The sequence below is a fragment of the Pseudomonas sp. CFBP 5748 genome (assembly GCF_053850495.1).
This window is the reverse complement of sequence record NZ_JBSPTN010000002.1, coordinates 277,476-303,396: the sequence shown is the minus strand read 5'-3', so window position 1 is coordinate 303,396 and position 25,921 is coordinate 277,476. Positions and strand designations below refer to the sequence as shown.

Annotated in this window: 23 protein-coding genes; 15 read left to right on the top strand and 8 right to left on the bottom strand. The window is 61.3% G+C overall.

The window, feature by feature from the left end; genetic code table 11:
* Position 1: 1 nt before the first annotated feature.
* From ACWNZ1_RS05960 to gloB, 5 genes are all read right to left on the bottom strand, one after another.
* Positions 2-1,075 (bottom strand): microcin C ABC transporter permease YejB, encoded by a 1,074-nt coding sequence (locus ACWNZ1_RS05960; RefSeq protein ID WP_135845060.1) that lies wholly within the window; start codon positions 1,073-1,075, stop codon positions 2-4.
* A 4-nt stretch (positions 1,076-1,079) separates the two neighbouring features.
* Complete coding sequence (locus ACWNZ1_RS05955; protein ID WP_135845061.1) at positions 1,080-2,936, bottom strand: extracellular solute-binding protein; 1,857 nt, start codon at positions 2,934-2,936, stop codon at positions 1,080-1,082.
* Positions 2,933-4,765 (bottom strand): extracellular solute-binding protein, encoded by a 1,833-nt coding sequence (locus ACWNZ1_RS05950; RefSeq protein ID WP_135845062.1) that lies wholly within the window; start codon positions 4,763-4,765, stop codon positions 2,933-2,935. The genes ACWNZ1_RS05955 and ACWNZ1_RS05950 overlap by 4 nt, the downstream gene beginning before the upstream one ends.
* 263 nt (positions 4,766-5,028) lie before the next feature.
* Positions 5,029-6,477, bottom strand: a complete 1,449-nt coding sequence (locus tag ACWNZ1_RS05945; RefSeq protein WP_135845063.1) for a transglycosylase SLT domain-containing protein — start codon at positions 6,475-6,477, stop codon at positions 5,029-5,031.
* 99 nt (positions 6,478-6,576) lie between these two features.
* Positions 6,577-7,344, bottom strand: a complete 768-nt coding sequence (gene gloB, locus ACWNZ1_RS05940; protein WP_135845064.1) for a hydroxyacylglutathione hydrolase — start codon at positions 7,342-7,344, stop codon at positions 6,577-6,579.
* A gap of 65 nt (positions 7,345-7,409) precedes the next feature.
* Here gloB and ACWNZ1_RS05935 point away from each other — a divergent pair, with 65 nt between their 5' ends.
* The 4 genes from ACWNZ1_RS05935 (at position 7,410) to ACWNZ1_RS05920 (ending at position 10,581) form a co-directional block, all read left to right on the top strand.
* Positions 7,410-8,168 carry a methyltransferase domain-containing protein gene (locus tag ACWNZ1_RS05935; RefSeq protein ID WP_135845065.1) on the top strand — a complete coding sequence of 253 codons (759 nt, stop codon included), beginning with the start codon at positions 7,410-7,412 and terminating at the stop codon, positions 8,166-8,168.
* 89 nt (positions 8,169-8,257) lie between these two features.
* The gene (gene rnhA / locus ACWNZ1_RS05930; RefSeq protein WP_047528325.1) at positions 8,258-8,710 is read left to right on the top strand and encodes a ribonuclease HI; all 453 of its coding nucleotides are present in this window, start codon (positions 8,258-8,260) and stop codon (positions 8,708-8,710) included.
* Positions 8,711-9,007: 297 nt separating this feature from the next.
* A complete protein-coding gene (dnaQ, locus tag ACWNZ1_RS05925) occupies positions 9,008-9,769 on the top strand; it encodes a DNA polymerase III subunit epsilon (RefSeq protein ID WP_135845066.1) in 762 nt (253 codons plus the stop codon).
* 197 nt (positions 9,770-9,966) lie between these two features.
* Positions 9,967-10,581: a GNAT family N-acetyltransferase gene (locus ACWNZ1_RS05920; protein WP_135845067.1), complete on the top strand. Its 615-nt coding sequence runs from the start codon at positions 9,967-9,969 to the stop codon at positions 10,579-10,581.
* Here ACWNZ1_RS05920 and ACWNZ1_RS05915 read toward each other — a convergent pair.
* The gene (locus ACWNZ1_RS05915) at positions 10,547-11,440 is read right to left on the bottom strand and encodes a LysR family transcriptional regulator (RefSeq protein WP_135845068.1); all 894 of its coding nucleotides are present in this window, start codon (positions 11,438-11,440) and stop codon (positions 10,547-10,549) included. The genes ACWNZ1_RS05920 and ACWNZ1_RS05915 overlap by 35 nt on opposite strands.
* An 86-nt stretch (positions 11,441-11,526) precedes the next feature.
* Complete coding sequence (locus ACWNZ1_RS05910) at positions 11,527-11,790, bottom strand: hypothetical protein (protein WP_265073027.1); 264 nt, start codon at positions 11,788-11,790, stop codon at positions 11,527-11,529.
* Between the two features lie 185 nt (positions 11,791-11,975).
* On the opposite strand from ACWNZ1_RS05910, the gene ACWNZ1_RS05905 reads away from it, so the two are divergent.
* The 3 genes from ACWNZ1_RS05905 (at position 11,976) to ACWNZ1_RS05895 (ending at position 14,421) form a co-directional block, all read left to right on the top strand.
* Positions 11,976-12,536 (top strand): NADPH-dependent FMN reductase, encoded by a 561-nt coding sequence (locus ACWNZ1_RS05905; protein ID WP_265073028.1) that lies wholly within the window; start codon positions 11,976-11,978, stop codon positions 12,534-12,536.
* A 213-nt stretch (positions 12,537-12,749) separates the two neighbouring features.
* Positions 12,750-13,100, top strand: a complete 351-nt coding sequence (locus ACWNZ1_RS05900) for a metalloregulator ArsR/SmtB family transcription factor (protein WP_135845071.1) — start codon at positions 12,750-12,752, stop codon at positions 13,098-13,100.
* Positions 13,101-13,137: 37 nt separating this feature from the next.
* Positions 13,138-14,421: an arsenic transporter gene (locus ACWNZ1_RS05895; RefSeq protein ID WP_265073029.1), complete on the top strand. Its 1,284-nt coding sequence runs from the start codon at positions 13,138-13,140 to the stop codon at positions 14,419-14,421.
* Between the two features lie 103 nt (positions 14,422-14,524).
* On the opposite strand, the gene ACWNZ1_RS05890 is transcribed toward ACWNZ1_RS05895, so the two are convergent.
* Complete coding sequence (locus ACWNZ1_RS05890) at positions 14,525-15,490, bottom strand: DUF1853 family protein (protein WP_256452708.1); 966 nt, start codon at positions 15,488-15,490, stop codon at positions 14,525-14,527.
* A 105-nt stretch (positions 15,491-15,595) separates the two neighbouring features.
* Between ACWNZ1_RS05890 and ACWNZ1_RS05885 the strand changes: the two genes are divergently transcribed.
* The 8 genes from ACWNZ1_RS05885 (at position 15,596) to ACWNZ1_RS05850 (ending at position 25,857) form a co-directional block, all read left to right on the top strand.
* Positions 15,596-16,486: an NAD(+) kinase gene (locus tag ACWNZ1_RS05885; protein ID WP_003202709.1), complete on the top strand. Its 891-nt coding sequence runs from the start codon at positions 15,596-15,598 to the stop codon at positions 16,484-16,486.
* Positions 16,483-17,457, top strand: a complete 975-nt coding sequence (locus ACWNZ1_RS05880; protein WP_406550166.1) for a metallophosphoesterase — start codon at positions 16,483-16,485, stop codon at positions 17,455-17,457. Before ACWNZ1_RS05885 ends, ACWNZ1_RS05880 begins: the two co-directional genes overlap by 4 nt.
* Positions 17,454-18,326, top strand: a complete 873-nt coding sequence (locus ACWNZ1_RS05875) for a rhomboid family intramembrane serine protease (RefSeq protein ID WP_135845075.1) — start codon at positions 17,454-17,456, stop codon at positions 18,324-18,326. Before ACWNZ1_RS05880 ends, ACWNZ1_RS05875 begins: the two co-directional genes overlap by 4 nt.
* 45 nt (positions 18,327-18,371) lie before the next feature.
* Positions 18,372-18,632 (top strand): YeaC family protein, encoded by a 261-nt coding sequence (locus tag ACWNZ1_RS05870; RefSeq protein WP_135845076.1) that lies wholly within the window; start codon positions 18,372-18,374, stop codon positions 18,630-18,632.
* Positions 18,629-19,459: a DUF2797 domain-containing protein gene (locus tag ACWNZ1_RS05865; protein WP_135845077.1), complete on the top strand. Its 831-nt coding sequence runs from the start codon at positions 18,629-18,631 to the stop codon at positions 19,457-19,459. Before ACWNZ1_RS05870 ends, ACWNZ1_RS05865 begins: the two co-directional genes overlap by 4 nt.
* 13 nt (positions 19,460-19,472) lie before the next feature.
* Positions 19,473-22,130: an aminopeptidase N gene (gene pepN / locus ACWNZ1_RS05860; RefSeq protein WP_256452710.1), complete on the top strand. Its 2,658-nt coding sequence runs from the start codon at positions 19,473-19,475 to the stop codon at positions 22,128-22,130.
* Between the two features lie 255 nt (positions 22,131-22,385).
* Complete coding sequence (locus ACWNZ1_RS05855; RefSeq protein WP_135845079.1) at positions 22,386-23,438, top strand: YCF48-related protein; 1,053 nt, start codon at positions 22,386-22,388, stop codon at positions 23,436-23,438.
* 43 nt (positions 23,439-23,481) lie between these two features.
* The gene (locus ACWNZ1_RS05850) at positions 23,482-25,857 is read left to right on the top strand and encodes an efflux RND transporter permease subunit (protein WP_135845080.1); all 2,376 of its coding nucleotides are present in this window, start codon (positions 23,482-23,484) and stop codon (positions 25,855-25,857) included.
* Positions 25,858-25,921: the final 64 nt, after the last annotated feature.

Below are 25,921 nucleotides of genomic sequence, written 5' to 3'. Positions count from 1 at the left end.
CTCAATGCTCCCGGCTTTCGAAGTCGATGCGTGGATCGACAAAGGTGTAGGTCAGGTCTCCGATCAGTTTTACCACCAGCCCCAGCAGGGTGAAGATGAACAGCGTGCCGAATACCACCGGGTAGTCGCGGTTGATGGCCGCTTCGAAGCTCATCAGCCCGAGACCGTCGAGGGAGAAAATCACTTCCACCAGCAAGGAGCCGGTGAAGAAGATGCCGATGAACGCCGAAGGGAACCCGGCGATCACCAGCAACATGGCGTTGCGGAACACATGGCCATAGAGCACCCGGTGGCGGGTCAGGCCCTTGGCCTTGGCCGTGACCACGTATTGCTTGTTGATTTCGTCGAGGAAGCTGTTCTTGGTCAGCAAAGTCATGGTGGCGAAGTTGCCGATTACCAGGGCGGTCACGGGCAAGGCCAGGTGCCAGAAGTAGTCGAGGATCTTGCCGCCCATGCTCAGTTCGTCGAAGTTGTTCGACGTCAGCCCGCGCAACGGGAACCAGTCGAAATAACTGCCGCCGGCAAACACTACGATCAGCAGGATGGCGAACAGAAACGACGGGATCGCATAACCGACAATGATCGCCGAGCTGGTCCACACGTCAAAGTGGCTGCCGTGCCGGGTGGCCTTGGCGATCCCCAGCGGGATCGACACCAGGTACATGATCAGCGTGCTCCACAGCCCAAGGGAGATGGACACCGGCATCTTTTCCTTGATCAGGTCGATGACCTTGGCGTCGCGGAAGAAGCTGTCTCCAAAGTCCAGGCGGGCGTAATTCTTGATCATGATCCACAGACGTTCGGGGGCCGACTTGTCGAAGCCGTACATGCGCTCGATTTCCTTGACCAGCGCCGGGTCCAGGCCCTGGGCGCCGCGGTATGAGGAACCGGCCACCGACACCTCGGCACCGCCGCCGGCAATGCGGCTGGTGGCGCCTTCAAAACCTTCGAGCTTGGCGATCATCTGCTCCACCGGCCCGCCGGGCGCGGCTTGGATGATGAGGAAGTTGATCAACAGGATGCCGAACAGGGTCGGGATGATCAGCAGCAGCCGCCGGAATATATAAGCCAGCATCGGGTTACTCCACGCTCGCCGGGGCGGCGTTGATCTGTTGTTCCATGACTTGTTTTTCTACCTCGATGGCAGGTTTGGTGTCCGGCTTGACCCACCAGGTCGTGGTGCCGATGTCATAGGTCGGCGTGACGGTTGGATGGCCGATGTGGTTCCAGTAGGCCACGCGCCAGGTCTTGATGTGCCAGTTGGGAATCACGTAGTAACCCCATTGCAACACCCGGTCCAGCGCCCGGGCATGGGCCACCAGGCTTTTGCGTGAGTCGGCGTTGATCAGTTGCTCCACCAGTTGGTCGACGGCCGGGTCCTTCAGGCCCATGGTGTTGCGGCTGCCGGGCTTGTCAGCGGCGGCCGACATCCAGAATTCGCGTTGCTCGTTACCCGGCGAGCTGGATTGCGGGAAACTGCCCACCACCAGGTCGAAATCCCGGGAGCGCACGCGGTTGATGTACTGGGACACGTCCACGCGGCGGATGACCAGTTCGATGCCCAGGTCGCTCAGGTTGCGCTTGAATGGCAGCAGAACTCGTTCGAACTCGGTCTGGGCCAGCAGGAACTCCAGCACCACCGGTTTGCCCTGGGCATCGACCATCTTGTCGTCGACGATGCGCCAGCCGGCCTCTTGCAGCAGTTGGTAAGCCTTGCGCTGCTGGTCGCGGATCATGCCACTGCCGTCGCACATCGAAGGATGGAAGGCTTCGGTAAAGACCTGTTCGGGGATTTTGCCGCGCAGGGGCTCGAGGATTTTCAGTTCGTCTTCGCCGGGCAGGCCGGTGGCGGCCATTTCCGAGTTTTCGAAATAACTGCGGGTACGGGCGTAAGCGCCGTGGAACAGTTGTTTGTTGGTCCACTCGAAATCCAGCAGCAGGCTCAGGGCCTTGCGCACCCGCACATCCTGGAAGATCGGGCGGCGCAGGTTGTAGACGAACCCCTGCATGCCGGTGGGGTTGCCGTTGGGGATCTGTTCCTTGATCAGCCGGCCTTCGGCCACGGCGGGGATGTTGTAGGCATTGGCCCAGTTCTTGGCGGCCATTTCCAGCCAGAAATCGAACTGCCCGGCCTTGAGCGCTTCGACTGCGACGGTGTTGTCGCGGAAGTAGTCGGTGGTCAGTACGTCGAAATTGTAGAAGCCGCGGTTGACCGGCAGGTCCTTGCCCCAGTAGTCCTTTACGCGCTCATAGCGAATCGAGCGCCCGGCCTTCACTTCGGCGACCCTGTAAGGACCACTGCCCAGGGGGATCTCCAGGTTGCCCTTGCTGAAGTCGCGCTCGGCCCACCAGTGCTTGGGCAATACCGGTAACTGGCCGAGGATCAACGGCAGTTCGCGGTTGTTGGTGTGCTTGAACTTGAACAGCACTTTGAGCGGTTCTTCGGCGATGACATCGGCAACGTCGTTATAATAGCCGCGGAACATCGGTGCGCCGTCTTTGGTCAGGGTCTGGAAGCTGAAGACAACGTCTTCGGCGCGCACCGGATGGCCGTCGTTGAACCGGGCTTCGGGGCGCAGGTAGAAACGCACCCAGCCGTTGTCCGGGGCCTTCTCGATTTTTTCGGCGATCAGGCCATATTCGGTGAAGGGTTCGTCCAGGCCTTGTTTGGCCAGGGTGTCGTAGATCAGGCCGATGTCATCGGCCGGTACGCCTTTGCTGATAAACGGGTTGAGGCTGTCGAAGCTGCCAAACCCGCCCTGGCGGAATATCCCGCCCTTGGGGGCGTCGGGGTTCACGTAGTCGAAATGCTTGAAATTGGCCGGGTATTTCGGCGGTTCGTTGTACAAGGTCAAGGCGTGCTGCGGCGCGGCACAGGCCAGCCCGGCGAATAACAGGCTGCTGGCCTGCAGGAGCAGGGCGCGAAAAGGCTTCATTGATCTTTCTCCGAAGATTTCAGCCACCAGGCGCTCAGGCCCAGGGTGTAGGGCGGCGTGGTGACGAAGGCGAACCGGTTGCGGTACGCCAGGCGATGATAGTTGAGATACCAGTTGGGGATGCAGTAGTGCTGCCATAGCAGCACGCGGTCCAGGGCTTTGCCGGCGGCGACCTGTTCGTCGCGGGTCTGGGCGGCCAGCAGCTTTTCCAGCAGGTGATCGACCACCGGGTTGGTAATCCCGGCGTAGTTCTTGCTGCCCTTGACCCCGGCCTGGCTGGAGTGAAAGTACTGCCATTGCTCCAGGCCCGGGCTGAGGGTCTGGCCCAGGGTAAGCAGGATCATGTCGAAGTCGAACTGATCCAGGCGCTGTTTGTACTGGGCGCGGTCCACCGTGCGCAGCCGGGCCTGGATACCGATGCTGGCGAGGTTTTCAACGTAGGGTTGCAGGATGCGCTCCAGGTTCGGGTTCACCAACAGGATCTCGAAGCGCAGGGGCTGGCTGTCGGCATTCACCAGGCGCTGGCCGTTGAGAGTCCAGCCAGCCTCTTTCAATAACCCCAAGGCCTTGCGCAGGGTTTCCCGGGGAATGCCGCGACCGTCGGTTTTCGGCAAGCTGAAGGGTTCGGTGAGCAATCGGGCTGGCAATTGTTCGCGGTATGGCTTGAGCAACAGCCATTCATGGCCCACCGGCAGGCCGCTGGCGGAGAATTCGCTGTTGGGGTAATAACTGAGGGTGCGCTTGTAGGCGCCGCTGAACAGTGTGCGATTGGTCCACTCGAAGTCGAACATCAGCCCCAGGGCTTCGCGAACCTTGGCCTCGGCAAAAGTGCCGCGCCGGGTGTTCATGAACAGGCCCTGGGTCTGGGTCGGGATCTGGTGGGGGATCTGCGCCTTGATCACATCGCCGCGTTTGATCGCCGGGAAGTCATAGCCGTTGGCCCAGTTCTTGGCCTGATGTTCGATATAGATATCGAATTCACCGGCCTTGAAGGCCTCGAAGGCCACTTCGCTGTCACGATAGAACTCCACGTCCATGCGGTTGTAGTTGTATTTGCCGCGATTGACCGGCAGGTCCTTGCCCCAGTAATCCTTGACCCTTTCGAATACCAGTTGGCGACCGGGCTGCACTTTGGTGATGCGATAAGGCCCACTGCCCAGGGGCGGTTCGAAGGTGGTGGCCTTGAAGTCGCGGTCTTTCCAATAATGCTGGGGCAACACTGGCAACTCCCCCAGGCGCAGGATCAGCAGCGGGTTGCCCGCGCGTTTGAAGACAAAGCGGATCTTCAGCGGGTTGAGGATATCGACCCGCAGCACTTCCTGCAGGTTGGTGCGGTATTGCGGGTGGCCGTCCTTGAGCAGCGTTTTGTAGGAGAACGCCACGTCATAGGCGGTGATCGGCACGCCATCGTGAAACCGCGCTTCGGGCCGCAGGTTGAACACCACCCAGCTGCGGTCTTCGCTGTACTCCACCGACTGGGCGATCAGGCCGTAGCTCGACGTTGGCTCATCGCCGGAGGGCGCGTATTGGCCGGTGCCGACCATCAGCGGTTCGTTCAGCTCGTTGATGCCGTATTGCAGGAAATTTGGCGTGGAAACCGGGCTGCTGCCCTTGAATGTATAGGGGTTGAGCGTATCGAAGGTGCCAAATGCCATGACCCGCAAGGTACCGCCCTTGGGCGCTTGCGGGTTGACCCAGTCGAAGTGGGTAAATCTGGCCGGGTACTTGAGCGTGCCGAACTGCGCATAGCCATGGCTTTCGCTGATGGTTGCGCTGGCGGGGGAGCTCAAGGCCAGGCTGATCAGGAGCAAGAGGAGGGGACGTATCAAGTCTGAGATCCGATCCAGGCGGCTTGGGCTTTTATGGCCTGTACAGTAACAGCTTGTATCGGCAGGAAAAAGGCGGGGGCTCAAAGCTGCAGGGATTACCCGGAACTGTGGCGAGGGAGCTTGCTCCCGCTGGGTTGCGAAGCGACCCTGAAATCAGCCACTGCGGTATTTCGGATGAGTGTCGTTGGTTTTATTGGGGCTGCTGCGCAGCCCAGCGGGAGCAAGCTCCCTCGCCACAACAAGCCCCTCGATCAAGGTGGGGCTTAATGCGGGGAGTACACCGTCAGCATCTGCCCAGGTTTGAGCGCCTTGCCCATCCGTGGATTCCAGCGCTTGAGGTGTTGCATTTCCACGTTGAAGCGCTTGGCGACCACATACAACGAATCGCCCTGCTTGACCTTGTACTGGGTCTGTTTTTTCTGGTCCTTGCTGTTGGCGGCCACCACGGTGCTGATGCGCTTGCCGGTAGCCTTGGTGGGCTTGGTGTCGCGCATCACCAGGGTCTGGCCGACCTTGAGCTTGCTGCCGCTAAGCTTGTTCCAGCGTTGCAGGTCCTTGGTCTGGACGTTGTTGGCCTTGGCGATCTGGGCCAGGTTCTCGCCGCGCTTGACGCGGTAGGTGCGCCTTGCGCCTTCCACTTCACTGTCGTCGACGTTTTCAAAGACCGGTTTGAGCGAGCGCTGGCTGATCAGCTCTTCCGGGCGCATGGTCGACAGGCTGGCGGTCAGCAACTGGGCCTTGGAGGTGGGCACCAGCAGGTGCTGCGGGCCGTCGATGGTGGTGCGTTGCTTGAAGGCCGGATTGAGCTGGAACAATTCGTCTTCGTCGATGTTGGCCACCGCCGCAACCTTGGACAGGTCCATGCGCTGGTTGATTTCGACGACTTGGAAATAGGGTTCGTTGGCGATCGGGTTGAGGTTCACGCCATAAGCATCGGGCGAGAGCACGACCTGGGACAACGCCAGCAACTTCGGCACATAGGCCTGGGTTTCGCTGGGCAGTGGCAGGTTCCAGTAGTCGGTGGGCAGGCCGAGCTTTTCGTTGCGCTCGATGGCGCGGCTGACCGTGCCTTCACCGGCGTTGTACGCGGCCAGCGCCAGCAACCAGTCGCCGTTGAACATGTCGTGCAGGCGCGTCAGGTAATCCATGGCGGCCGTGGTGGAGGCGGTGATGTCGCGGCGCCCGTCATAGAAGCGGGTCTGGCGCAGGTTGAAGTAACGTCCCGTGGACGGGATGAATTGCCACAGCCCTACGGCGTTGGCCCGGGAATAGGCCATGGGGTTGTAGGCGCTTTCGATCACTGGCAGCAGCGCCAGCTCCAGCGGCATGTTGCGTTCTTCGAGGCGTTCGACGATGTAATGGATGTACAGGCTGCCGCGCTCACCGGCGTTTTCCAGGAAAGACGGGTTGCTGGCGAACCACAGGCGCTGTTGCTCGATGCGTGGATTGACGCCGGCGGTTTCCTGGAGCTGGAAGCCCTGGCGCATGCGTTCCCAGACATCCTGGGGCACTTGGGGGCTGGGTTTTTCAGTGAGCCAGACAGGCTTCTGTTTGGCGCGAGCGGCGATATTCGGCGTGTGGGCCGCGTCGGTCTGCGGCACCTGGCTCGTGCTCTGGCAGCCCGCCAGTGTCGCGGACACAGCCACCGCAATGGCTTGAGCCAAGCGGGTCAATGTGTCTGACTGGGCGGACCTGCGTATAGATGACGACATTGGCTGGAAGTAAGTTCCGGGCAAAAATGTCGGCCGATTCTAGGAAGCGCACCCCAACAGGTCAACCATTCAGAATTTTTATATCAATCGATAGCTACCTTAGAACTTATCTTTCCAAGCCCTCAAGGCCGCAAAAACCTCGCTTGGCGTCTCGTTACGCTGGCCATTCCGTTCGTCTGCTTTTTGTTTAACGAATGTTTCAGTGGTGCGCAGGAACGGATTGGTCAGCTTTTCCAGGGCCAGGGTCGAGGGCAGGGAAATGACGCCTTCGCTGCGTAGCCGGCTGACTTTTTCCAGACGGGCGGCGATGTCCGGATTGCCCGGCTCCACCGCGGCGGCAAACTTCAGGTTGCTGAGGGTGTATTCATGGGTGCAGTAGACCAGCGTATCTTCGGGCAGGGCGGCGAGGCGGCTGAGCGAGTGGTGCATTTGCGCCGGCGTCCCTTCGAAGAGCCGGCCGCATCCGGCGGCAAACAGGGTGTCACCACAGAACAGCAGGCCATGGTGGTAGTAGGCGATGTGTCCCAATGTATGGCCAGGCACGGCGTAGACATCGAAGTCCAGGCCGAGCACGCTGAGCGTGTCGTTGTCATTGAGCGCCATGTCCCGCGCCGGGATGTTTTCGCTGGCCGGGCCGTAGACGGTGGCGTGCGTTGCGTTTTTCAGTGCCTCGACGCCGCCGACATGGTCATGGTGATGGTGGGTGACCAGTATGTCGCTCAAGACCCAGCCGGGGTGGGCGTCGAGCCAGGCTTGTACCGGCGCGGCGTCTCCCGGGTCGACCACGGCGCAGCGCTGGGTCGCGTGGTCCTGTAACAACCAGATGTAGTTATCGGTGAACGCGGGCAGGGCACTGATCTGTATCATCGCGAAATTCGCCAAGCGGAAAACAAAGGCGCATCTTAGAACTTCCTGACGCGTTGGAGAATGCAATGACCGATAAAGCGTTCGCTCAGGCTGATCCTGACTGGCTGGCGTTGATCAGCGCGGCCCGCGAATGGTTGTCCGGCCCTGTCGGGCAATTTTTGTTGGAAGAGGAGCGGCGCATGCTCGAAGACGAGCTGGGCCGGTTCTTTGGCGGCTACCTGGTGCATTACGGGCCTTCGGCGCAGACGCCGCCGTCGGCGCCGCAGGTGCAGCGCAATGTCCGCCTGGGGGCGCCATTGCCTGGGGTCGAGATCGTCTGCGAGGAGCAGGCCTGGCCTTTGAGTGAGCATGCCGCCGATGTGGTGGTGCTGCAGCACGGCCTGGATTTCTGCCTGTCTCCCCACGGTTTGCTGCGTGAAGCCGCCAGCAGCGTGCGCCCCGGTGGCCATCTGTTGATCATCGGCATCAATCCCTGGAGCAGTTGGGGGTTGCGTCACGTGTTCGCCCACGACGCCTTGCGCCAGGCTCGCTGCATCTCGGCCTCGCGGGTCGGCGACTGGCTCAACCTGCTGGGCTTCGCGCTGGAGAAACGCCGCTTCGGGTGCTATCGTCCGCCGCTTGCGTCGCCCAAGTGGCAGGCCCGTCTGGCCGGCTGGGAACGCAAGGCCGGTGACTGGCAACTGTCCGGCGGTGGTTTCTATCTGTTGGTGGCGCGCAAGATCGCGGTCGGGCTGCGCCCGGTGCGTCAGGCGCGACGCGAGCCGATGGGCAAGCTGATTCCCTTGCCGATGGCCAAGGTCAACCGTCGCCACATCGAGCCGTAACCCTTTTTCTGATGGTCTGGCCGGTATATCGGCGGCGGGCGTTATTGTCCCGACCGGCAGGCCTTTGCATTTTTTCTGGATAGATTGGCATGAGCGATAGCGTAGAACTCTTCACCGATGGCGCCTGCAAGGGCAATCCCGGCCCGGGCGGCTGGGGCGCGTTGCTGGTGTGCAAGGGCGTGGAAAAAGAGCTCTGGGGCGGCGAAACCAATACCACCAACAATCGCATGGAGCTGATGGGCGCGATCCGCGGCCTGGAAGAGCTCAAGCGGCCCTGCGATGTGCTGCTGGTGACTGACTCGCAGTACGTGATGAAAGGCATCAACGAGTGGATGGCCAACTGGAAGAAGCGCGGCTGGAAGACCGCCGCCAAGGAGCCAGTGAAAAACGCCGACCTCTGGAAAATGCTGGATGAGCAGGTCAATCGCCATAACGTCACCTGGAAATGGGTGCGCGGCCACATCGGCCACCACGGCAACGAACGGGCCGACCAGTTGGCCAACCGTGGGGTGGATGAGGTGCGGGGTTTCAAGCAGGCTTGATTCAGCTGGATGTGACCCCTGTGGCGAGGGAACTCCCGCCGGGTCCTGTAGGCGCTGGCGAAGCCTGCGATCTTTTGATCTTTCGCTTGAGATTCAAGTGTCTGGGGAAAGATCGCAGCCTCGTTGCACTCGACAGCTCCTACGGAACCAGAATCCAGCGAGAGCAAGCTGTGTTCCCCCAGAATTTGCTCCCGCACAATCCACTTTTCCTCCATAAGCCTGGGGTCAATCCCCTGGCCACAGGAGCGTGTTAACATCCGCGCTTTTGCAAGCCTGCCCGTTGAGAGCTGAACACTGATGGCCAACAGATCTGTTGTACTGGATACCGAAACCACCGGCATGCCGGTGACCGATGGTCACCGGATTATCGAAATCGGCTGTGTCGAGCTGATGGGCCGGCGCCTGACCGGTCGCCACTTCCACGTCTACCTGCAACCGGACCGCGAAAGTGACGAGGGCGCCATCGGCGTCCACGGCATCACCAACGAGTTCCTGGTGGGCAAGCCGCGTTTCGCCGAAGTGGCCGATGAGTTCTTCGAATTCATCCAGGGCGCGCAGTTGATCATCCACAACGCGGCGTTCGACGTGGGGTTCATCAACAACGAGTTCGCCTTGATGGGCCAGCACGACCGGGCCGACATCACCCAGCATTGCACCATCCTCGATACCCTGATGATGGCCCGGGAACGTCACCCGGGGCAGCGCAACAGCCTCGATGCGTTGTGCAAGCGCTACGGCGTCGATAACTCCGGCCGTGAACTGCACGGCGCCTTGCTTGACTCCGAGATTCTGGCCGACGTCTACCTGACCATGACCGGTGGCCAGACCAGTCTGTCCCTGGCCGGTAACGCCTCGGATGGCAACGGTACCGGCGAAGGCTCGGGCAACCAGGCCACGGAAATCCGGCGTTTGCCCGCTGATCGCAGGCCATCGCGGATCATCCGCGCCAGCGAAAGCGACCTGGCCGAACATGCCGCGCGTCTGGAAGCCATCGCCAAGTCCGCCGGTGCTCCGGCACTGTGGACGCAGTTGGTCGAGGCGCAGGCCGCCACGAACTGATGAAACCTTCCTTGTGGGAGCGAGCTTGCTCCCACAGAGTTATCCATCGCTCATTTCTCGCCACAATCGCCAGTACCTTCTAACCTGAGGTAACGGGCAGGCTACGGATCCCGCTTGATGTGTGAAGATTTGAAAGGCAAGGGCAATGGATGGCGATGCGCCGTTGGTTGTCTCAAGGAATGAGGACTTTCCCCAGTATGCAACCGGTCATGAATCCCAAACACCCTGGTCTGTCGGTGCGCGTCGTCGATGATGGCTTTGCCGCCTACATCTGGGGCAGTGATTTCAGCTTCGAAGTCAGCGACTACGGTACGGCGCAGGTTGGCCGGCCGGTGAGCCAATGGCCGGTGACGCCCATTGTTCCCTACCGCAAGTGCTATGGCATCGATCCGGAAGAGTTCAGCAGCTTTCGCAATGCCCCGGACAGCGAAATCTTCATGGCCTATCTCGACGACCAGCCGGTAGGGCATCTGGTGGTCAGTACCAACTGGAATGGTTTCGCCCACATTGATGAACTCGCGGTGCATGCTCCGGCGCGTCGCCACGGGGTGGCCAAGGCGCTGCTCGACGTCGCGCATTTCTGGAGCCGCAAGAAAAAACTGCCGGGGATCATGCTGGAAACCCAGAACAACAACCTGGGGGCTTGCCGACTCTATGAGCGTTGCGGGTACGTGCTCGGTGGTATCGATCACCTGCGCTATCGCGGCATTGACCGACACACCGCCGAAGTGGCGCTGTTCTGGTACCGGTTGTTCGATGATCCGGTGGGCATGTCGATCAGTGGCCCAGCAACGCCTCGGCTTGTTCCGTGATCCGCTCCAGCAGCGATTGAATGGCCGGCGAGAGGGCCGTGCCATTCAGGCTCAGGGCATAGAGACTGATTGGGATGGCGGGTGATACCGGGCAAACGTCCAGTCCTCCGTCCTTGGCGCCTGAGGCGGTGAACGGGTCGACGATGGCAAGGCCTTCGCCGGCCTCGACCATGGCGCGCATCATCTGATGCGTCTGGACGCGTATCTGGATCACTGGCGCCGGGCGCAGCGCTCCCAGCTTATGGTCGAACGCCGGGCTCAGCGGGTCGTGGCCATCGAGCCCCACCAGCGACTGGCCCGCCAGATCCTGAAGTGAAATGTATTTTTGCCGTGGTTGCAGCCAGCCGTGGGGCGCGAGCAATTGCAATTTGCCCTGGGCAATGACCTGGCAATGGATGTCGGGGTGTTCTGGGTCGTGCAAGCTCAGCCCCAGGTCACTTTCCCGCAAGAGAAGGCTGTGGACGATGTCGCGAGTCGGTTGGCTGAGCAGGGTGCAAGGTGCATCCGGATGACGTCGGCGCAGGGCGGCGATGCTCTGCGGTAACAGTTGTTGGGCCAGCGGCGGGGTGCAGATGATTCGCAGGGGAGGCGCCTGATAGTGTTTCAGGCTGCTGGCCAGTCGCTGTACCGGCTCGAGGGTGTCGTACAGCCGCGTGATGCCATCGCGCAATTCCAGGGTTTCTCGAGTGGCCTGCAAGCGCCCGCGCACACTGGCAAACAGCATGAAGCCCAGTTGCGCCTCGGCATCGCGCAGGATCGCCTCGACCTCTGCCATCGGCAGTTGCAACCATTCGGCCGCTGTGCCGAGGTGGCCGGTTTGCAGCAGCGCCTGGATTACTTCGATGTGGCGTAAACGCATGCAAGAAGTCCATGTTCGGCGGGTGAGCCATTGAGTGGCCAAATCCTAACCCAAGTCCGGGCATGACTTCTGCTCATAACTACCAGTTATGAAGCTATTTGCGTTTCAGTGGGCGTTTGAGTTTGCGGTGGCGTTTCCGGTTCGCGGGTTAATTCGACTTGGGACTGCACCAGCACAAATTTGCCATCGTCGAGTTTGTTGACGCGATCACCGATAGCCAGCTTATAGGTCGTGACAGGCTCCTTGCCATTTCCGTCGGGCGACGGGGTCGATTCCTGGAACTCATGCACTGAATAGACGCGACCTTCGGCGTCCCGCGCATGAAATTGTCCGACAAGTACTGCTGCCATTGCTTAGAACCTCTGGAAATAGATCACTCGATTTGCGGTTCTGTAGACCCCGGTCAAGCGCGGTAAGTTTTCCTACATGAAAAAAATAGTCCAGACGGCAGGTTTTCGTCGCTCCGCTGGTCCAATTGTGATGCCAATCATCTATAACTACAGGCTCCTTTAAGCCGACAGACGAGAAGCCTCTCATGAGTAATGTCTACACAGTGGCCGTTTTGGTGGGCAGCCTGCGCAAGGCATCAATCAATCGTAAGGTGGCGCTGGCACTGGCTGAACTGGCACCGGCCAATCTGAAATTGAACATCGTTGAAATCGGCGACTTGCCGCTCTACAACGAAGACATTGACGTGACGCCACCACCGGCAGCCTACAGCACTTTCCGTCAGCAGGTGGGTGCGGCCGACGCATTGTTGTTCGTCACGCCCGAATACAACCGTTCGGTGCCGGCACCGCTGAAGAATGCCATCGACGTCGGCTCGCGCCCTTACGGCCAGAGTTGCCTGAGTGGCAGGCCGGGCGCGGTAATCAGTGCCTCGCCGGGCGCCATCGGTGGTTTTGGTGCCAACCATCACTTGCGCCAGTCCCTGGTGTTCCTCGATGTGCCTTGCATGCAACAGCCGGAAGCCTACCTGAGCGGCGCCGGGACGGCGTTTGACGAGGCGGGTAATCTGTCGGAGTCCGTAAGACCGTTCCTGCAGAAATTCATCGACGCCTATGGCAAGTGGGTCGAGCAACACAAGAAGGCCTGATGGCCCGGTACTTCAAGCAAACAAAGCACTTGTGGCGAGGGAGCTTGCTCCCGCTGGACTGCGAAGCAGGCCCTTCGGGCGGTCGCTTCGCAACCGAGCGGGAGCAAGCTCCCTCGCCACAGATGCATTTGCAGTTCCAAATCAAATCCCCGCTTTACTGAATATTCGAATTTCCATATATTCACCCTCCGCTCATCCAGACCCGTCGTTGTCATGTCCGATCCTCACAATCCTGTCGAAGTCTTCAAGGCGTTGGCCGACGACACCCGTACGCGCATTGCGTTGCTGGTGGCTCGGGAAGGCGAGTTATGTGTCTGTGAACTCACCACAGCCTTGGGCCTGAGCCAGCCGAAGATCTCCCGACACTTGGCCCAACTGCGCAACGCTGGCCTGCTCAGCGACCGGCGCCAGGGCCAGTGGGTTTACTACCGCCTGCATCCGCAGTTGCCGTCCTGGGTCAGTACCTTGCTTGCGCAGGCGTTGGCGGCCAACACGGTTTGGCTGACGGCGGATGTGCAGCGTTTAAGCGCGATGACCGACCGTCCGGTGGTGCGTTGCGGCTGATTGTTTCTTTTTAATTCCTCTTTCAAGGCTGTAGCACATGCTCATCGCGTCGTTGATTTTCCTGCTGACCATTACTCTGGTGATCTGGCAGCCCAAGGGGCTCGGCGTCGGCTGGAGCGCGACGTTCGGTGCGTTGCTGGCTTTGCTGAGCGGGGTGGTGCAGGTCGGTGATATTGCCCTGGTGTGGCAGATCATCTGGAACGCCACCGGTACCTTTGTCGCGCTGATCATCATCAGCCTGCTGCTGGACGAGGCTGGGTTCTTCGCCTGGGCGGCCCTGCATGTGGCCCGCTGGGGCCGGGGCAACGGGCGCAAGCTGTTTGCCTTCATGGTGCTGCTGGGCGCGCTGGTGTCGGCACTGTTTGCCAATGACGGGGCGGCGCTGATCCTGACGCCTATCGTGATTTCGATGTTGCTGGCGTTGCGTTTTTCCCCGGCGGCGACCCTGGCATTCGTGATGGGCGCCGGTTTCATCGCCGACAGCGCGAGCCTGCCGCTGGTGGTGTCGAACCTGGTGAACATTGTCTCGGCGGATTTCTTCGGCATCGGTTTCAACCGCTACGCGGCGGTCATGGTGCCGGTGAACCTGGTCAGCGTGGCGGCCAGCCTGGGGATACTGCTGTGGTTCTTTCGCCGCGACATCCCGCGCGATTATGACCCGGATCAACTGGACGATCCGGCGAGCGCGATCCATGACACGGCAACCTTCTACACCGGCTGGGCAGTGTTGGTGATCCTGCTGCTGGGCTGTTTTGCCCTGGAGCCGCTGGGGATTCCCATCAGCGCGATTTCGGCGGTCTGTGCCGCGTTGCTGCTGGCCGTCGCGGCCCGTGGCCACAAGATCTCCACCCGCAAGGTGATGAAGGAAGCGCCGTGGCAGATCGTGATCTTCTCCCTGGGCATGTATCTGGTGGTCTATGGCTTGCGCAATGCCGGGCTGACTGGCTACCTGGCCCAATGGCTCGATGGTTTCGCCGAATACGGCGTATGGGGTGCGGCGATGGGGACCGGGCTGTTGACGGCGCTGCTTTCGTCGATCATGAACAACCTGCCGACAGTGCTGATCGGCGCCTTGTCCATCGATGCCAGCCAGGCCACCGGGGTGGTGAAGGAGGCAATGATCTACGCCAACGTCATCGGCAGCGACCTGGGGCCGAAAATCACCCCGATCGGCAGCCTGGCGACTTTGCTGTGGCTGCATGTGCTGGCGCGCAAGAATATCCAGATCGGCTGGGGGTATTACTTCAAGGTCGGGATCGTGCTGACCGTGCCGGTGTTGCTGGTGACGTTGGCGGCGTTGGCTTTGCGGTTGTCACTTTAAACCGTAGTGGCCCCTTCGCGAGCAAGCCCGCTCCCACAGGAGAATGCATTTTCCTGTGGGGGCGGGCTTGCTCGCGAAGACGGTTGTCCAGGCACCACAAAACTCACTCATTGCCCGGCACATCCGGCCAAAGATCGGCCACCAGGAATAGCCGCTCCGCTTCTTCCCATTCTCCGTCGGCATTTTCAGTCAGGCGCACCATCAACTGCGCCGGTGCCATTGGGTCGAGGGCCATTCGCCAGGCGTCCAGTTGTTCGGCGCACCAGGTCTGCTCCGCCGGATAGTGGGCCGGGGCCAGCCAGGCGGCGCGGGGCAGGGGTTGCCAGCGCCCAGGCGGTCGCTGGGCGACGAAGGCGGACCAATCTCGCTGATGCAGCCAGCTTCCCCGTAGATGCCGGGGGTGCGCACCGGTCGGCGGTTCGGCCTGGCCCGGCCAGGGGTAAAGTAAATACCCACCGAGCCAGAGCTCGGAGCGAAACACCTCGAGACCGGATGGTTCGATGCCCAGTGCCGCCAGGGCCTGGCGGCTTTCCGGGCGTGCCGAAATCGGTAGCTGATGCTCGCGCAAATGCGCCAGTTTACGGTCGAGCCGGTCATGGCAGCCCGGGCCGAGCCACTGCGCGGTGTCCTGGCCATTACCGTTCTGGGGGCCGAGGTACAATTTGATCGCCAATTCCAGATGGTGGATGCCGGCGCCATCGCGCAGCAGCAAGTCCAATTCCCCCAGCGTATGACCTTCGTGCCGGATCGGCAGGTTCGCCGCAATCAGCTCGATGCCTGGCGCCTGTTGCACGGCGAATTGCCAGAGCCTTTCGTAGTACAGGCCCAGGCGCCGCGTGCGCCCTTGGGACAGGCAATGCAGCAGTGGGTAGCTGTCGCGGTCCAGTTGCCGCAGCCAGTGTTCCAGTCGATGGGGATCCTGCACCCAGTCACTGCCGGTCAGGGGATGGCGCTGCGGCCAGGGCGGATCGATGAGCATCGGCGGGGCAAGCAGCGCCCACGCCAGATCGCGCACTTCGGGATGGCGCAGGCGGCGGGGCAGGTCCAGCAATTCGGGAAACAGGATCATGTTGCGAGCATAGCCGCTGCGGTGAAGGCTTAAAGAATTTTGTCTATGGAGCGCTTTCGCCCATAATCGTGTTTTTCGCCCGTCGCAGACCTTCGCAGGAGCCTCATGGAGCAATTTCGCAATATCGGCATCATCGGTCGCCTGGGCAGTTCACAGGTGCTGGACACCGTTCGCCGTCTCAAACGTTTCCTCCTGGAGCGGCACCTGCATGTGATCCTCGAAGATACCATCGCCGAAGTGCTGCCGGGCCATGGCCTGCAGACCTCGTCGCGCAAGATGCTCGGCGAAGTCTGTGACATGGTGATCGTGGTCGGCGGCGACGGCAGCCTGCTGGGGGCCGCCCGGGCCCTGGCGCGGCACAATATTCCGGTGTTGGGGATCAATCGGGGCAGCCTGGGCTTCCTGACCGATATCCGCCCTGACGAGCTGGAAACCAAAGTCGCCGAGGTGCTGGACGGCCACTACCTGGTGGAAAACCGCTTCCTGCTGCAAGCCGAGGTACGCCGTCACGCCGAGGCCATCGGCCAGGGCGATGCCCTCAATGACGTGGTGCTGCACCCCGGCAAATCCACGCGCATGATCGAATTCGAGCTGTACATCGACGGCCAGTTCGTCTGCAGCCAGAAGGCTGACGGCCTGATCGTCGCCACCCCGACCGGCTCCACGGCCTATGCGCTGTCCGCGGGTGGTCCGATCATGCATCCCAAGCTCGACGCTATTGTGATTGTGCCCATGTACCCCCATACCTTGTCTGGGCGACCGATTGTGGTCGATGGCAACAGTGAGCTGAAAATCGTCGTGTCCAAGGATATGCAGATCTACCCGCAAGTGTCCTGTGACGGTCAGAACCATTTCACCTGCGCGCCGGGTGACACCATCACCGTCAGCAAGAAAGCGCAGAAGCTGCGCCTGATCCATCCGCTGGATCACAACTACTACGAAGTCTGCCGGACCAAGCTCGGCTGGGGTAGCCGGTTGGGGGGTGGAGGCGACTGATGCTCGATCCTGCGCGCAGTTACGACCTGATCGGCGATGTGCACGGATGCGCCCTGACCCTGGAACACCTGCTGGACCGACTCGGTTACCACAAGCAGGGCGGAGTCTGGCGGCATCCGTCGCGCATGGCCGTGTTCCTGGGGGACATCATCGACCGGGGCCCGCGCATCCGCGAGGCGCTGCATATCGTCCACGACATGGTGGTGGCCGGCCAGGCGCTGTGCATCATGGGCAACCACGAGTTCAATGCCTTGGGCTGGAGCACGCCGGCACTGCCGGGCAGTGGCCAGCGCTACGTGCGCGAACACACGCCGCGCCATGCCCGCCTGCTCAACGAAACCCTGACCCAGTTCGAGCAGCATCCCGCGGACTGGCAGGACTTTCTCAAGTGGTTCTATGAACTGCCGTTGTTTGTCGACGCCGGCCGTTTCCGGGTGGTGCATGCCTGCTGGGACGCCGGTCTGATCGAACCGCTGCGCGGCCTGTTTCCGGACGGTTGCATCGACGAGCATTTCCTCCAGGCCTCGGCGCAGCCGGGCAGCTTTGCCTGCACCGTGTTCGATCGTTTGCTGCGTGGCACCGACATGCGCCTGCCCCATGGCCTGACCCTCACCGGCGGCGATGGCCTGACCCGCTCGTTCTTCCGGACCAAATTCTGGGAAGACAACCCGCAGACCTACGGCGACATCGTGTTCCAACCCGACGCCTTGCCTGAACCGGTGGCGCGCACGCCGCTGACGCCGGATGAAAAGAACAACCTGCTGCGGTATGGCGAGCATGAGCCGCTGCTGTTCGTCGGTCACTATTGGCGCAGCGGCAAGCCCGCGCCAATCCGCCAGAACCTCGCGTGCCTGGACTACAGCGCGGTGCTCTACGGCAAGCTGGTGGCTTATCGACTCGACCAGGAAACCCATCTGGACCCGCACAAGTTCGTCTGGGTCGATGTCGAGCGGCCGGAGGTGATGCAATGAGTGCCGTCGCGGTATTACGCCTGCCCCTGGCGGTGGACTTGAGCGGCTTCGTCAAGTTGCTACAGCGCATGCAGGTGCCTCATCGGGTCAGCGAGGAGGCGGGCGAGCAAGTGCTCTGGGTGTCGGATGAACTCAGTGAGGACGTGCGCGCCTTGTACGTGCGCTTCCCGGCCGGCGACCCGGAGCAACAATTGGAACTGCCGGCCGCTGGCAGCACGCCGCGACGGCCTGGCTTTGTCCAGCAACTGACCCGTAGTCCGATGACCGCGCTGGTGTTGCTGTTGAGCCTGATCGTCAGCGCTGTGACTCTGCTGGGGGAAAACCTGGAGGTCCTGCGTTGGCTGACCTTCCTGGAGTTTCGCGTCGTCGGCCAGTACATTCAGTTCACACCGCTGGCTGACAGTATGGCGGCGGGGCAGTGGTGGCGCCTGGTGACACCGATGCTGATCCACTTCGGCTTCCTGCACATCGCCATGAATGGCATGTGGTACTGGGAGCTGGGACGACGAATCGAAGCGCGCCAGGGTGGCATCAACCTGCTGGGGCTTACGCTGCTGTTCAGCCTCGTGTCCAATTTCGCCCAGTACATCTTCAGCGGTGCAACCCTGTTTGGCGGTTTGTCCGGCGTGCTGTACGGCCTGCTGGGGCATTGCTGGATCTATCAACTGCTCGCTCCGAACCCGGCCTATCACTTGCCCCGTGGGGTGTTGGTGATGATGCTGGTGTGGCTGCTGCTGTGTCTGTCCGGGCTGGTCTCGCTGATCGGTTTCGGCGAAATCGCCAACGCGGCCCACGTCGGCGGGCTGCTCGTCGGTTGCTTCACGGGTTTGTTGGGTGGGCTGTTCGCTCGCCGTAAAATGACCCTCTGACAGGCGCCTGTGCCTCTTGAATATGCGCAATTGCGCGGAGAACCCATGTCCTCGTTCAACGAAATGATCCAGAACATCACCCCTGACATCTACAAAAGCCTGAAACTGGCGGTGGAAATCGGTAAATGGGCCGATGGCAACAAACTCACCGCCGAGCAGCGCGAGCTGTCGCTGCAGGCGATGATTGCCTGGGAAATCCAGAACCTGCCTGAAGAAGAACGCACTGGCTACATGGGCCCGCAGGAGTGCCAGTCGAAGGCGACTGAAGTGCCGAACATCCTGTTCAAGTCGGACGCCATCCATTGATCGAGATTGGCCGCGGTGCAATCAGCAAGATGTCGGCGCGCCTTGACGGGCCGACCGTTCAATACGCCTTTCGCCTGGGCGATACCGAGGTGCCGGTCAACCCGTTGATTGGCAGCACGGTACGCCTGGAGTTTCTCGGTGCGATCCACTGCAGCCATTGCGGACGCAGGACCAAGACCAGTTTCAGCCAGGGTTATTGCTACCCTTGCATGACCAAACTGGCCCAGTGTGACCTGTGCATCATGAGCCCCGAGCGCTGCCATTTCGAGGCCGGCACCTGCCGTGAGCCGGCCTGGGGCGAGCAGTTTTGCATGACCGATCATGTGGTGTACCTGGCCAACTCCTCGGGCGTGAAGGTCGGCATTACCCGTGCCACGCAATTGCCGACCCGCTGGCTGGACCAGGGCGCCAGCCAGGCGCTGCCGATCCTGCGGGTCGCCACCCGCCAGCAGTCGGGGTTTGTCGAAGACCTGTTTCGCAGCCAGGTGGCGGACAAGACCAACTGGCGCGCCTTGCTCAAGGGCGATGCCGTCGCGGTGGATCTGCCACGGATCCGCGATGCACTGTTCGAAAGCTGCGCCGAGGGATTGCAGGGCTTGCAGGAACGATTCGGCTTGCAGGCGATCCAGACCATAGCGGACGTCGAACCCCTCGAGATCCGTTATCCGGTGGAGCAATACCCGGCCAAGATCGTCAGCTTCAACCTGGACAAGAACCCGATTGCCGAAGGTACGCTGTTGGGGATCAAGGGCCAGTACCTGATTTTCGACACCGGCGTGATCAATATTCGTAAATACACGGCTTACCAGCTCGCCGTGCATCAGTAGAAGGATTCGACCTATGCGCACCGAACAACCGAAGATGATTTACCTGAAGGACTATCAGGCGCCCGAGTACCTGATCGACGAGACGCACCTGACCTTCGAGTTGTTCGAGGACCACAGCCTGGTCCATGCGCAACTGGTGATGCGCCGCAACCCCGAGGGCGGGGCCGGGTTGCCGCCCCTGGTGCTCGATGGCCAGCATCTGGAGCTGGTCTCGATCAAGCTCGACGACGCCGACCTGGGGCAGGGCGATTACCAGCTGGACGACAGCCACCTGACCCTGCAGCCCAAGACCCAGGCCTTCACGGTTGACACCACCGTGAGGATCCACCCGGAAACCAACACGGCCCTGGAAGGCCTGTACAAGTCCGGCAGCATGTTCTGCACCCAGTGCGAGGCCGAGGGTTTCCGCAAGATCACCTATTACCTCGACCGCCCGGATGTCATGAGCAAGTTCACCACCACCGTGGTGGCCGAGCAGCACAGCTATCCGGTGCTGCTGTCCAACGGCAACCCGATTGCCAGCGGTCCTGGCGAAGACGGTCGCCATTGGGCGACCTGGGAAGATCCGTTCAAGAAGCCAGCGTACCTGTTTGCCCTGGTGGCCGGTGACCTGTGGTGCGTCGAAGACACCTTCACCACCATGAGCGAGCGCAGCGTGGCGTTGCGCATTTATGTCGAGCCGGAAAACATCGACAAATGCCAGCACGCCATGACCAGCCTGAAGAAGTCGATGCGCTGGGACGAAGAAGTCTATGGGCGTGAATACGACCTGGACATCTTCATGATTGTCGCGGTCAACGACTTCAACATGGGCGCCATGGAGAACAAGGGCCTCAATATCTTCAACTCCAGCGCCGTGCTGGCTCGCGCCGAAACCGCCACCGACGCTGCGCACCAGCGGGTCGAGGCGATCGTTGCCCACGAGTACTTCCACAACTGGTCCGGCAACCGCGTGACCTGCCGCGACTGGTTCCAGCTGTCGCTCAAGGAAGGTTTTACGGTGTTCCGCGATGCGGGGTTCTCGGCCGACATGAACTCCGCCACGGTCAAGCGCATCCAGGACGTGGCCTACCTGCGCACTCACCAGTTCGCCGAAGACGCCGGCCCCATGGCCCATGCTGTGCGGCCGGACAGCTTTATCGAGATCTCCAACTTCTACACCCTGACCGTGTACGAAAAAGGCTCGGAAGTGGTCGGCATGATCCACACGCTGCTGGGGCCTGAGGGTTTCCGCAAGGGCAGTGATTTGTACTTCGAGCGCCACGACGGCCAGGCCGTGACCTGCGATGACTTCATCAAGGCCATGGAAGACGCCAACGGCGTCGACCTGAGCCAGTTCAAGCGCTGGTACAGCCAGGCCGGCACGCCACGCTTGGCGGTGAGCGAGTCCTACGACGCCGCGGCCAAGACCTACAGCCTGACCTTCAGCCAGAGTTGCCCGCCGACCCCGGACAAGATGGAAAAGCTGCCGTTCGTGATTCCCGTGGAACTGGGCCTGCTCGACAGCAAGGGCGCTGAGATCCCTCTGCGCCTGGCCGGGGAAGCGGCGGCAGACGGCACGTCCCGGGTGATCTCGGTGACCGAAGCCGAGCAGACCTTCACCTTTGTCGACATCGCCGAACAACCCTTGCCCTCGCTGCTGCGCGGCTTCTCGGCGCCGGTGAAACTGAGCTTCCCGTACACCCGCGACCAACTGATGTTCCTGATGCAGCACGACAGTGACGGTTTCAACCGCTGGGATGCCGGCCAGCAGTTGTCGGTGCAGGTGTTGCAGGAACTGATCGCCCAGCATCAGAAGGGTACGAGCCTGGTGCTGGATCCTCGCCTGGTCAGCGCCTTGCGCACGGTGCTGTCGGACGAGTCCCTGGACCAGGCCATGGTCGCCGAAATGCTCTCGCTGCCAGGCGAGGCCTATCTGACCGAAATCAGCGAAGTGGCCGACGTCGAGGCGATCCATGCCGCCCGCGAGTTCGCCCGTCGGCAGTTGGCCGAGAACCTGTTCGAGGCCTTGTGGCTTCGCTACGAAGCCAACCGCGACCTGTCCAAACGCACGCCGTATGTGGCCGAGGCCGAGCATTTCGCCCGGCGCGCATTGCAGAACATCGCATTGTCGTACCTGATGCTCACCGACAAGCCTGAGGTGCTGAGCGCGACCCTGGAGCAGTTCGATACGGCTGACAACATGACCGAGCGCCTCACCGCGCTGGCAGTGCTGGTCAACTCGCCGTTCGAAGCCGAGAAGGCCAAGGCCCTGGAAGTGTTCGCGGAAAACTTCAAGGGCAACCCGCTGGTCATGGACCAATGGTTCAGCGTCCAGGCCGGCAGCCCGCTGCCAGGTGGCCTGGCGCGGGTCAAGGCATTGATGGAGCATCCGGCGTTCAACATCAAGAACCCGAACAAGGTGCGGGCGCTGATCGGTGCGTTCGCCGGGCAGAACCTGATCAACTTCCACGCCGCCGACGGTTCGGGCTATCGCTTCCTGGCGGACCTGGTGATCCAGCTCAATGGTTTCAACCCGCAGATCGCCTCGCGACAGCTGGCGCCGCTGACCCGCTGGCGCAAATACGACAGCGCCCGCCAGGCGCTGATGAAAGCCGAACTGGAGCGCATCCTGGCGTCCGGCGGGCTGTCCAGCGATGTGTTTGAAGTGGTGAGCAAGAGCCTGGCATAAACAGACACTGCCTTACCTTTGTGGCGAGGGAGCTTGCTCCCTCGCCACATTCATCACCCTCACGAATGTCTTCTTATTCGCCCTTGGCCTATATCCCCCCGGTTAACAAAAGATAACGCGCCATCGATTGTCAGACCTTTCCAAAGCCCGATAGGATAGGTCAGCTTCCGAAGTGGCTCTAGATTGCAGGTTTCAGGACTATGCTCCAGAACTGGCGACGTACAAAGCCTAACAATAATAATGGGGGAAAGGTCTATGAGTGAGCCTGTCATGGCTGTGGGGTGCTGCCGCCCGCCGGTGCTGCGCAGAGTCGCGTTGCTGGCTTCGGTGCTCTCGCTGCTGGGCTCTGCCGTGTTGTCGGCACCGGTGATGGCGGTTGCGGCGTCGACGTCCGATGTCATCTACTCCGTCGAATCGCCCAAGGCCAGCAAAACCCTGATGCTTGACGTGGTCCACGCCGGCCAGCGCCTGGTGGCGGTCGGTGACCGTGGGCACATTGTCTATTCGGACGACCAGGGCAGTTCCTGGACCCAGGCCAAAGTGCCAACCCGCCAACTGCTCACCGCCGTATTTTTCGTCGACGACAAGCACGGCTGGGCGGTGGGGCATGACGCACAGATCCTCGCCAGCGACGACGGTGGCAGCACCTGGACCAAGCAATTCGAAGACCTGGCCCGTGAATCGCCGCTGCTGGATGTCTGGTTCAAGGACGCCAGCAACGGTTTTGCCGTGGGCGCCTACGGTGCGCTGCTCGAAACCACCGATGGCGGCAAGCACTGGGAAGACGCCAGTGACCGCCTCGATAACGAAGACCAGTTCCACCTCAATGCCATAGCTGCGGTGAAAGACGCCGGGCTGTTCATCGTTGGCGAGGCCGGCAGCATGTTCCGCTCCGCCGACTGGGGCCAGACCTGGGAAAAGGTCGAAGGCCCCTACGAAGGCTCGCTGTTCGGTGTCATCGGCACCGCCGAGCCTTCGACACTTTTGGCTTACGGCTTGCGCGGCAACCTTTATCGCTCCGCCGACTTCGGTGGCAGCTGGGAACAGGTCGAACTCAAGGCCGCCCGTGGTGCCCTGGAGTTCGGCCTGTCTGGGGCCACGTTGTTGCCGGACGGTTCCATCGTGATCGTCGGCAACGGCGGCAGTGTGGTGCGCAGTACCGACGACGGCGTGACCTTCAGCGTGTTCAACCGCCCGGACCGAATCTCCGTGGCGGCCGTCACGGCGGCGGGCAACGGCAACCTGATCCTGGCGGGGCAAGGGGGCGTGCGCGCCACCACGTCCACTGGCGCCGAACTGAGCAAATGAGTCACGCCTGCAAGACGGGCATAAAAACAAGAAGGCGGACCCCATGAGCAGTCATCATCAAGACAAGGCGACGTTCCTCGAACGCCTGATTTTCAACAACCGCCCGGCAGTGATCGTCATTTGCCTGCTGGTCAGCGTTTTCCTGTTCTGGCAGGCCACGCTGATCCGGCCGTCCACCAGTTTTGAAAAGATGATCCCGCTCCAGCACCCCTTCATCGAGAAGATGCTCGAGCACCGCAATGACCTGGCGAACCTGGGCAACACGGTACGAATTTCCGTGGAAGCCACCAATGGCGACATCTTCTCCAAGGAATACATGGAGACCCTGCGCCAGATTCACGACGAGGTCTTCTACATTTCCGGGGTCGACCGTTCCGGGCTCAAGTCGCTGTGGAGCCCGAGCGTGCGCTGGACCGAAGTGACGGAGGAGGGCTTCGCCGGTGGCGAGGTGATCCCCCAGAGCTACAACGGCTCAGCCGACAGCCTGGATCTGCTGCGCAACAACGTACTCAAGTCCGGCCAGGTCGGGCGTCTGGTGGCCAACGATTTCAAGTCGAGCATCATCGATATCCCGTTGCTGGAGTCCTATCCGGACCCACAGGACCAGGGCAAGTTGCTCGCCCTCGACTACCGGAAGTTTTCCCACGAGCTTGAAGACAAGATCCGCAACAAGTTTGAAGCGCAGAACCCCAACGTGCAGATCCATATCGTCGGTTTTGCCAAGAAGGTCGGCGACCTGATCGACGGTCTGGTCATGGTGGTGATGTTTTTCGGCGTGGCGTTCGTCATCACCCTGATCCTGCTGTACTGGTTCACCAACTGCATGCGCAGCACCATCGCGGTATTGAGCACCACATTGGTGGCGGTGGTCTGGCAGTTGGGGCTGATGCACGCGGCCGGTTTCGGTCTCGATCCGTATTCGATGCTGGTGCCGTTCCTGATCTTCGCCATCGGCATTTCCCACGGCGTGCAGAAAATCAACGGCATCGCCTTGCAGTCCGGCGAAGCTGACAACGCCCTGACGGCCGCGCGGCGCACCTTCCGCCAGCTGTTCCTGCCGGGGATGATCGCGATCCTGGCGGACGCCGTCGGCTTCATCACCTTGCTGATCATCGACATCGGCGTGATCCGCGAACTGGCCATCGGTGCGTCCATCGGCGTGGCGGTGATCGTGTTCACCAACCTGATCCTGCTGCCGGTGGCGATTTCCTATGTCGGCATCAGCAAACGTGCCGTCGAGCGCAGCAAGAAAGACGCGACCCGTGAACACCCGTTCTGGCGCACGTTGTCGAACTTCGCCAGCGCCAAGGTCGCGCCGGTGTCCATTGCCCTGGCGGTGATCGCTTTCGGTGGTGGCCTCTGGTACAGCCAGAACCTGAAGATCGGTGACCTCGATCAGGGCGCGCCGGAATTGCGTCCGGACTCGCGCTACAACCAGGACAACAACTTCATCATCAGCAACTACTCCACCAGCTCCGATGTCCTGGTGGTGATGGTCAAGACCAAGGCCGAGGGCTGCTCGCGCTATGAAGCCATGGCGCCCATCGACGAGCTGATGTGGAAGATGCAGAACACCGAGGGCGTGCAGTCGGCGATTTCCCTGGTGACCGTGTCCAAGCAAATGATCAAGGGCATGAACGAGGGCAACCTGAAATGGGAAACCCTGTCGCGCAACCCTGACGTGCTGAACAACTCCATTGCCCGGGCCGATGGCCTGTACAACAACAGCTGCTCCCTGGCGCCGGTGCTGGTGTTCCTCAACGACCACAAGGCCGAGACCCTGGACCGTGCGGTGAAGGCGGTGCAGGACTTTGCCAGGGACAACAACCGCGACGGTCTGGAATTCATCCTCGCCGCCGGTAACGCCGGCATCGAGGCGGCTACCAACGAAGTGATCAAGGAATCGGAACTGATCATCCTGATCCTGGTGTACATCTGCGTGGCGACCATGTGCATGATCACCTTCCGTTCCTGGGCGGCGACGCTGTGCATCGTGCTACCGCTGGTGCTGACCTCGGTGCTGGGCAACGCCCTGATGGCGTTCATGGGCATTGGCGTGAAAGTCGCGACCCTGCCGGTGGTGGCCCTTGGCGTAGGGATTGGCGTGGACTACGGCATCTACATCTATAGCCGCCTGGAGAGCTTCCTGCGGGCCGGGTTGCCGTTGCAGGAGGCGTACTACCAGACGCTCAAATCCACCGGTAAAGCCGTATTGTTCACCGGTCTGTGCCTGGCCATCGGCGTGTGCACCTGGATCTTCTCGGCCATCAAGTTCCAGGCCGACATGGGGCTGATGCTGACGTTCATGTTGTTGTGGAACATGTTCGGTGCGTTGTGGCTGCTGCCGGCGCTGGCGCGGTTCCTGATCAAGCCGGAGAAGTTGGCGGGGCAGAAGGGTAATTCGTTGTTTGCTCATTGATGGGTTGCTGGAGGGGAATGCTGTCCCCTCAATGGACTTGAAATACATGTGGCGAGGGAGCTTG

Excerpts from the sequence above, each read along its gene's own strand:
- ACWNZ1_RS05960 (WP_135845060.1), bottom strand. The coding sequence starts at position 1,075 with ATGCTGGCTTATATATTCCGGCGGCTGCTGCTGATCATCCCGACCCTG.
- ACWNZ1_RS05955 (WP_135845061.1), bottom strand. The coding sequence starts at position 2,936 with ATGAAGCCTTTTCGCGCCCTGCTCCTGCAGGCCAGCAGCCTGTTATTC.
- ACWNZ1_RS05945 (WP_135845063.1), bottom strand. The coding sequence starts at position 6,477 with ATGTCGTCATCTATACGCAGGTCCGCCCAGTCAGACACATTGACCCGC.
- gloB (WP_135845064.1), bottom strand. The coding sequence starts at position 7,344 with ATGATACAGATCAGTGCCCTGCCCGCGTTCACCGATAACTACATCTGG.
- ACWNZ1_RS05935 (WP_135845065.1), top strand. The coding sequence starts at position 7,410 with ATGACCGATAAAGCGTTCGCTCAGGCTGATCCTGACTGGCTGGCGTTG.
- rnhA (WP_047528325.1), top strand. The coding sequence starts at position 8,258 with ATGAGCGATAGCGTAGAACTCTTCACCGATGGCGCCTGCAAGGGCAAT.
- dnaQ (WP_135845066.1), top strand. The coding sequence starts at position 9,008 with ATGGCCAACAGATCTGTTGTACTGGATACCGAAACCACCGGCATGCCG.
- ACWNZ1_RS05920 (WP_135845067.1), top strand. The coding sequence starts at position 9,967 with ATGCAACCGGTCATGAATCCCAAACACCCTGGTCTGTCGGTGCGCGTC.
- ACWNZ1_RS05915 (WP_135845068.1), bottom strand. The coding sequence starts at position 11,440 with ATGCGTTTACGCCACATCGAAGTAATCCAGGCGCTGCTGCAAACCGGC.
- ACWNZ1_RS05910 (WP_265073027.1), bottom strand. The coding sequence starts at position 11,790 with ATGGCAGCAGTACTTGTCGGACAATTTCATGCGCGGGACGCCGAAGGT.
- ACWNZ1_RS05905 (WP_265073028.1), top strand. The coding sequence starts at position 11,976 with ATGAGTAATGTCTACACAGTGGCCGTTTTGGTGGGCAGCCTGCGCAAG.
- ACWNZ1_RS05900 (WP_135845071.1), top strand. The coding sequence starts at position 12,750 with ATGTCCGATCCTCACAATCCTGTCGAAGTCTTCAAGGCGTTGGCCGAC.
- ACWNZ1_RS05895 (WP_265073029.1), top strand. The coding sequence starts at position 13,138 with ATGCTCATCGCGTCGTTGATTTTCCTGCTGACCATTACTCTGGTGATC.
- ACWNZ1_RS05890 (WP_256452708.1), bottom strand. The coding sequence starts at position 15,490 with ATGATCCTGTTTCCCGAATTGCTGGACCTGCCCCGCCGCCTGCGCCAT.
- ACWNZ1_RS05885 (WP_003202709.1), top strand. The coding sequence starts at position 15,596 with ATGGAGCAATTTCGCAATATCGGCATCATCGGTCGCCTGGGCAGTTCA.
- ACWNZ1_RS05875 (WP_135845075.1), top strand. The coding sequence starts at position 17,454 with ATGAGTGCCGTCGCGGTATTACGCCTGCCCCTGGCGGTGGACTTGAGC.
- ACWNZ1_RS05870 (WP_135845076.1), top strand. The coding sequence starts at position 18,372 with ATGTCCTCGTTCAACGAAATGATCCAGAACATCACCCCTGACATCTAC.
- pepN (WP_256452710.1), top strand. The coding sequence starts at position 19,473 with ATGCGCACCGAACAACCGAAGATGATTTACCTGAAGGACTATCAGGCG.
- ACWNZ1_RS05855 (WP_135845079.1), top strand. The coding sequence starts at position 22,386 with ATGAGTGAGCCTGTCATGGCTGTGGGGTGCTGCCGCCCGCCGGTGCTG.
- ACWNZ1_RS05850 (WP_135845080.1), top strand. The coding sequence starts at position 23,482 with ATGAGCAGTCATCATCAAGACAAGGCGACGTTCCTCGAACGCCTGATT.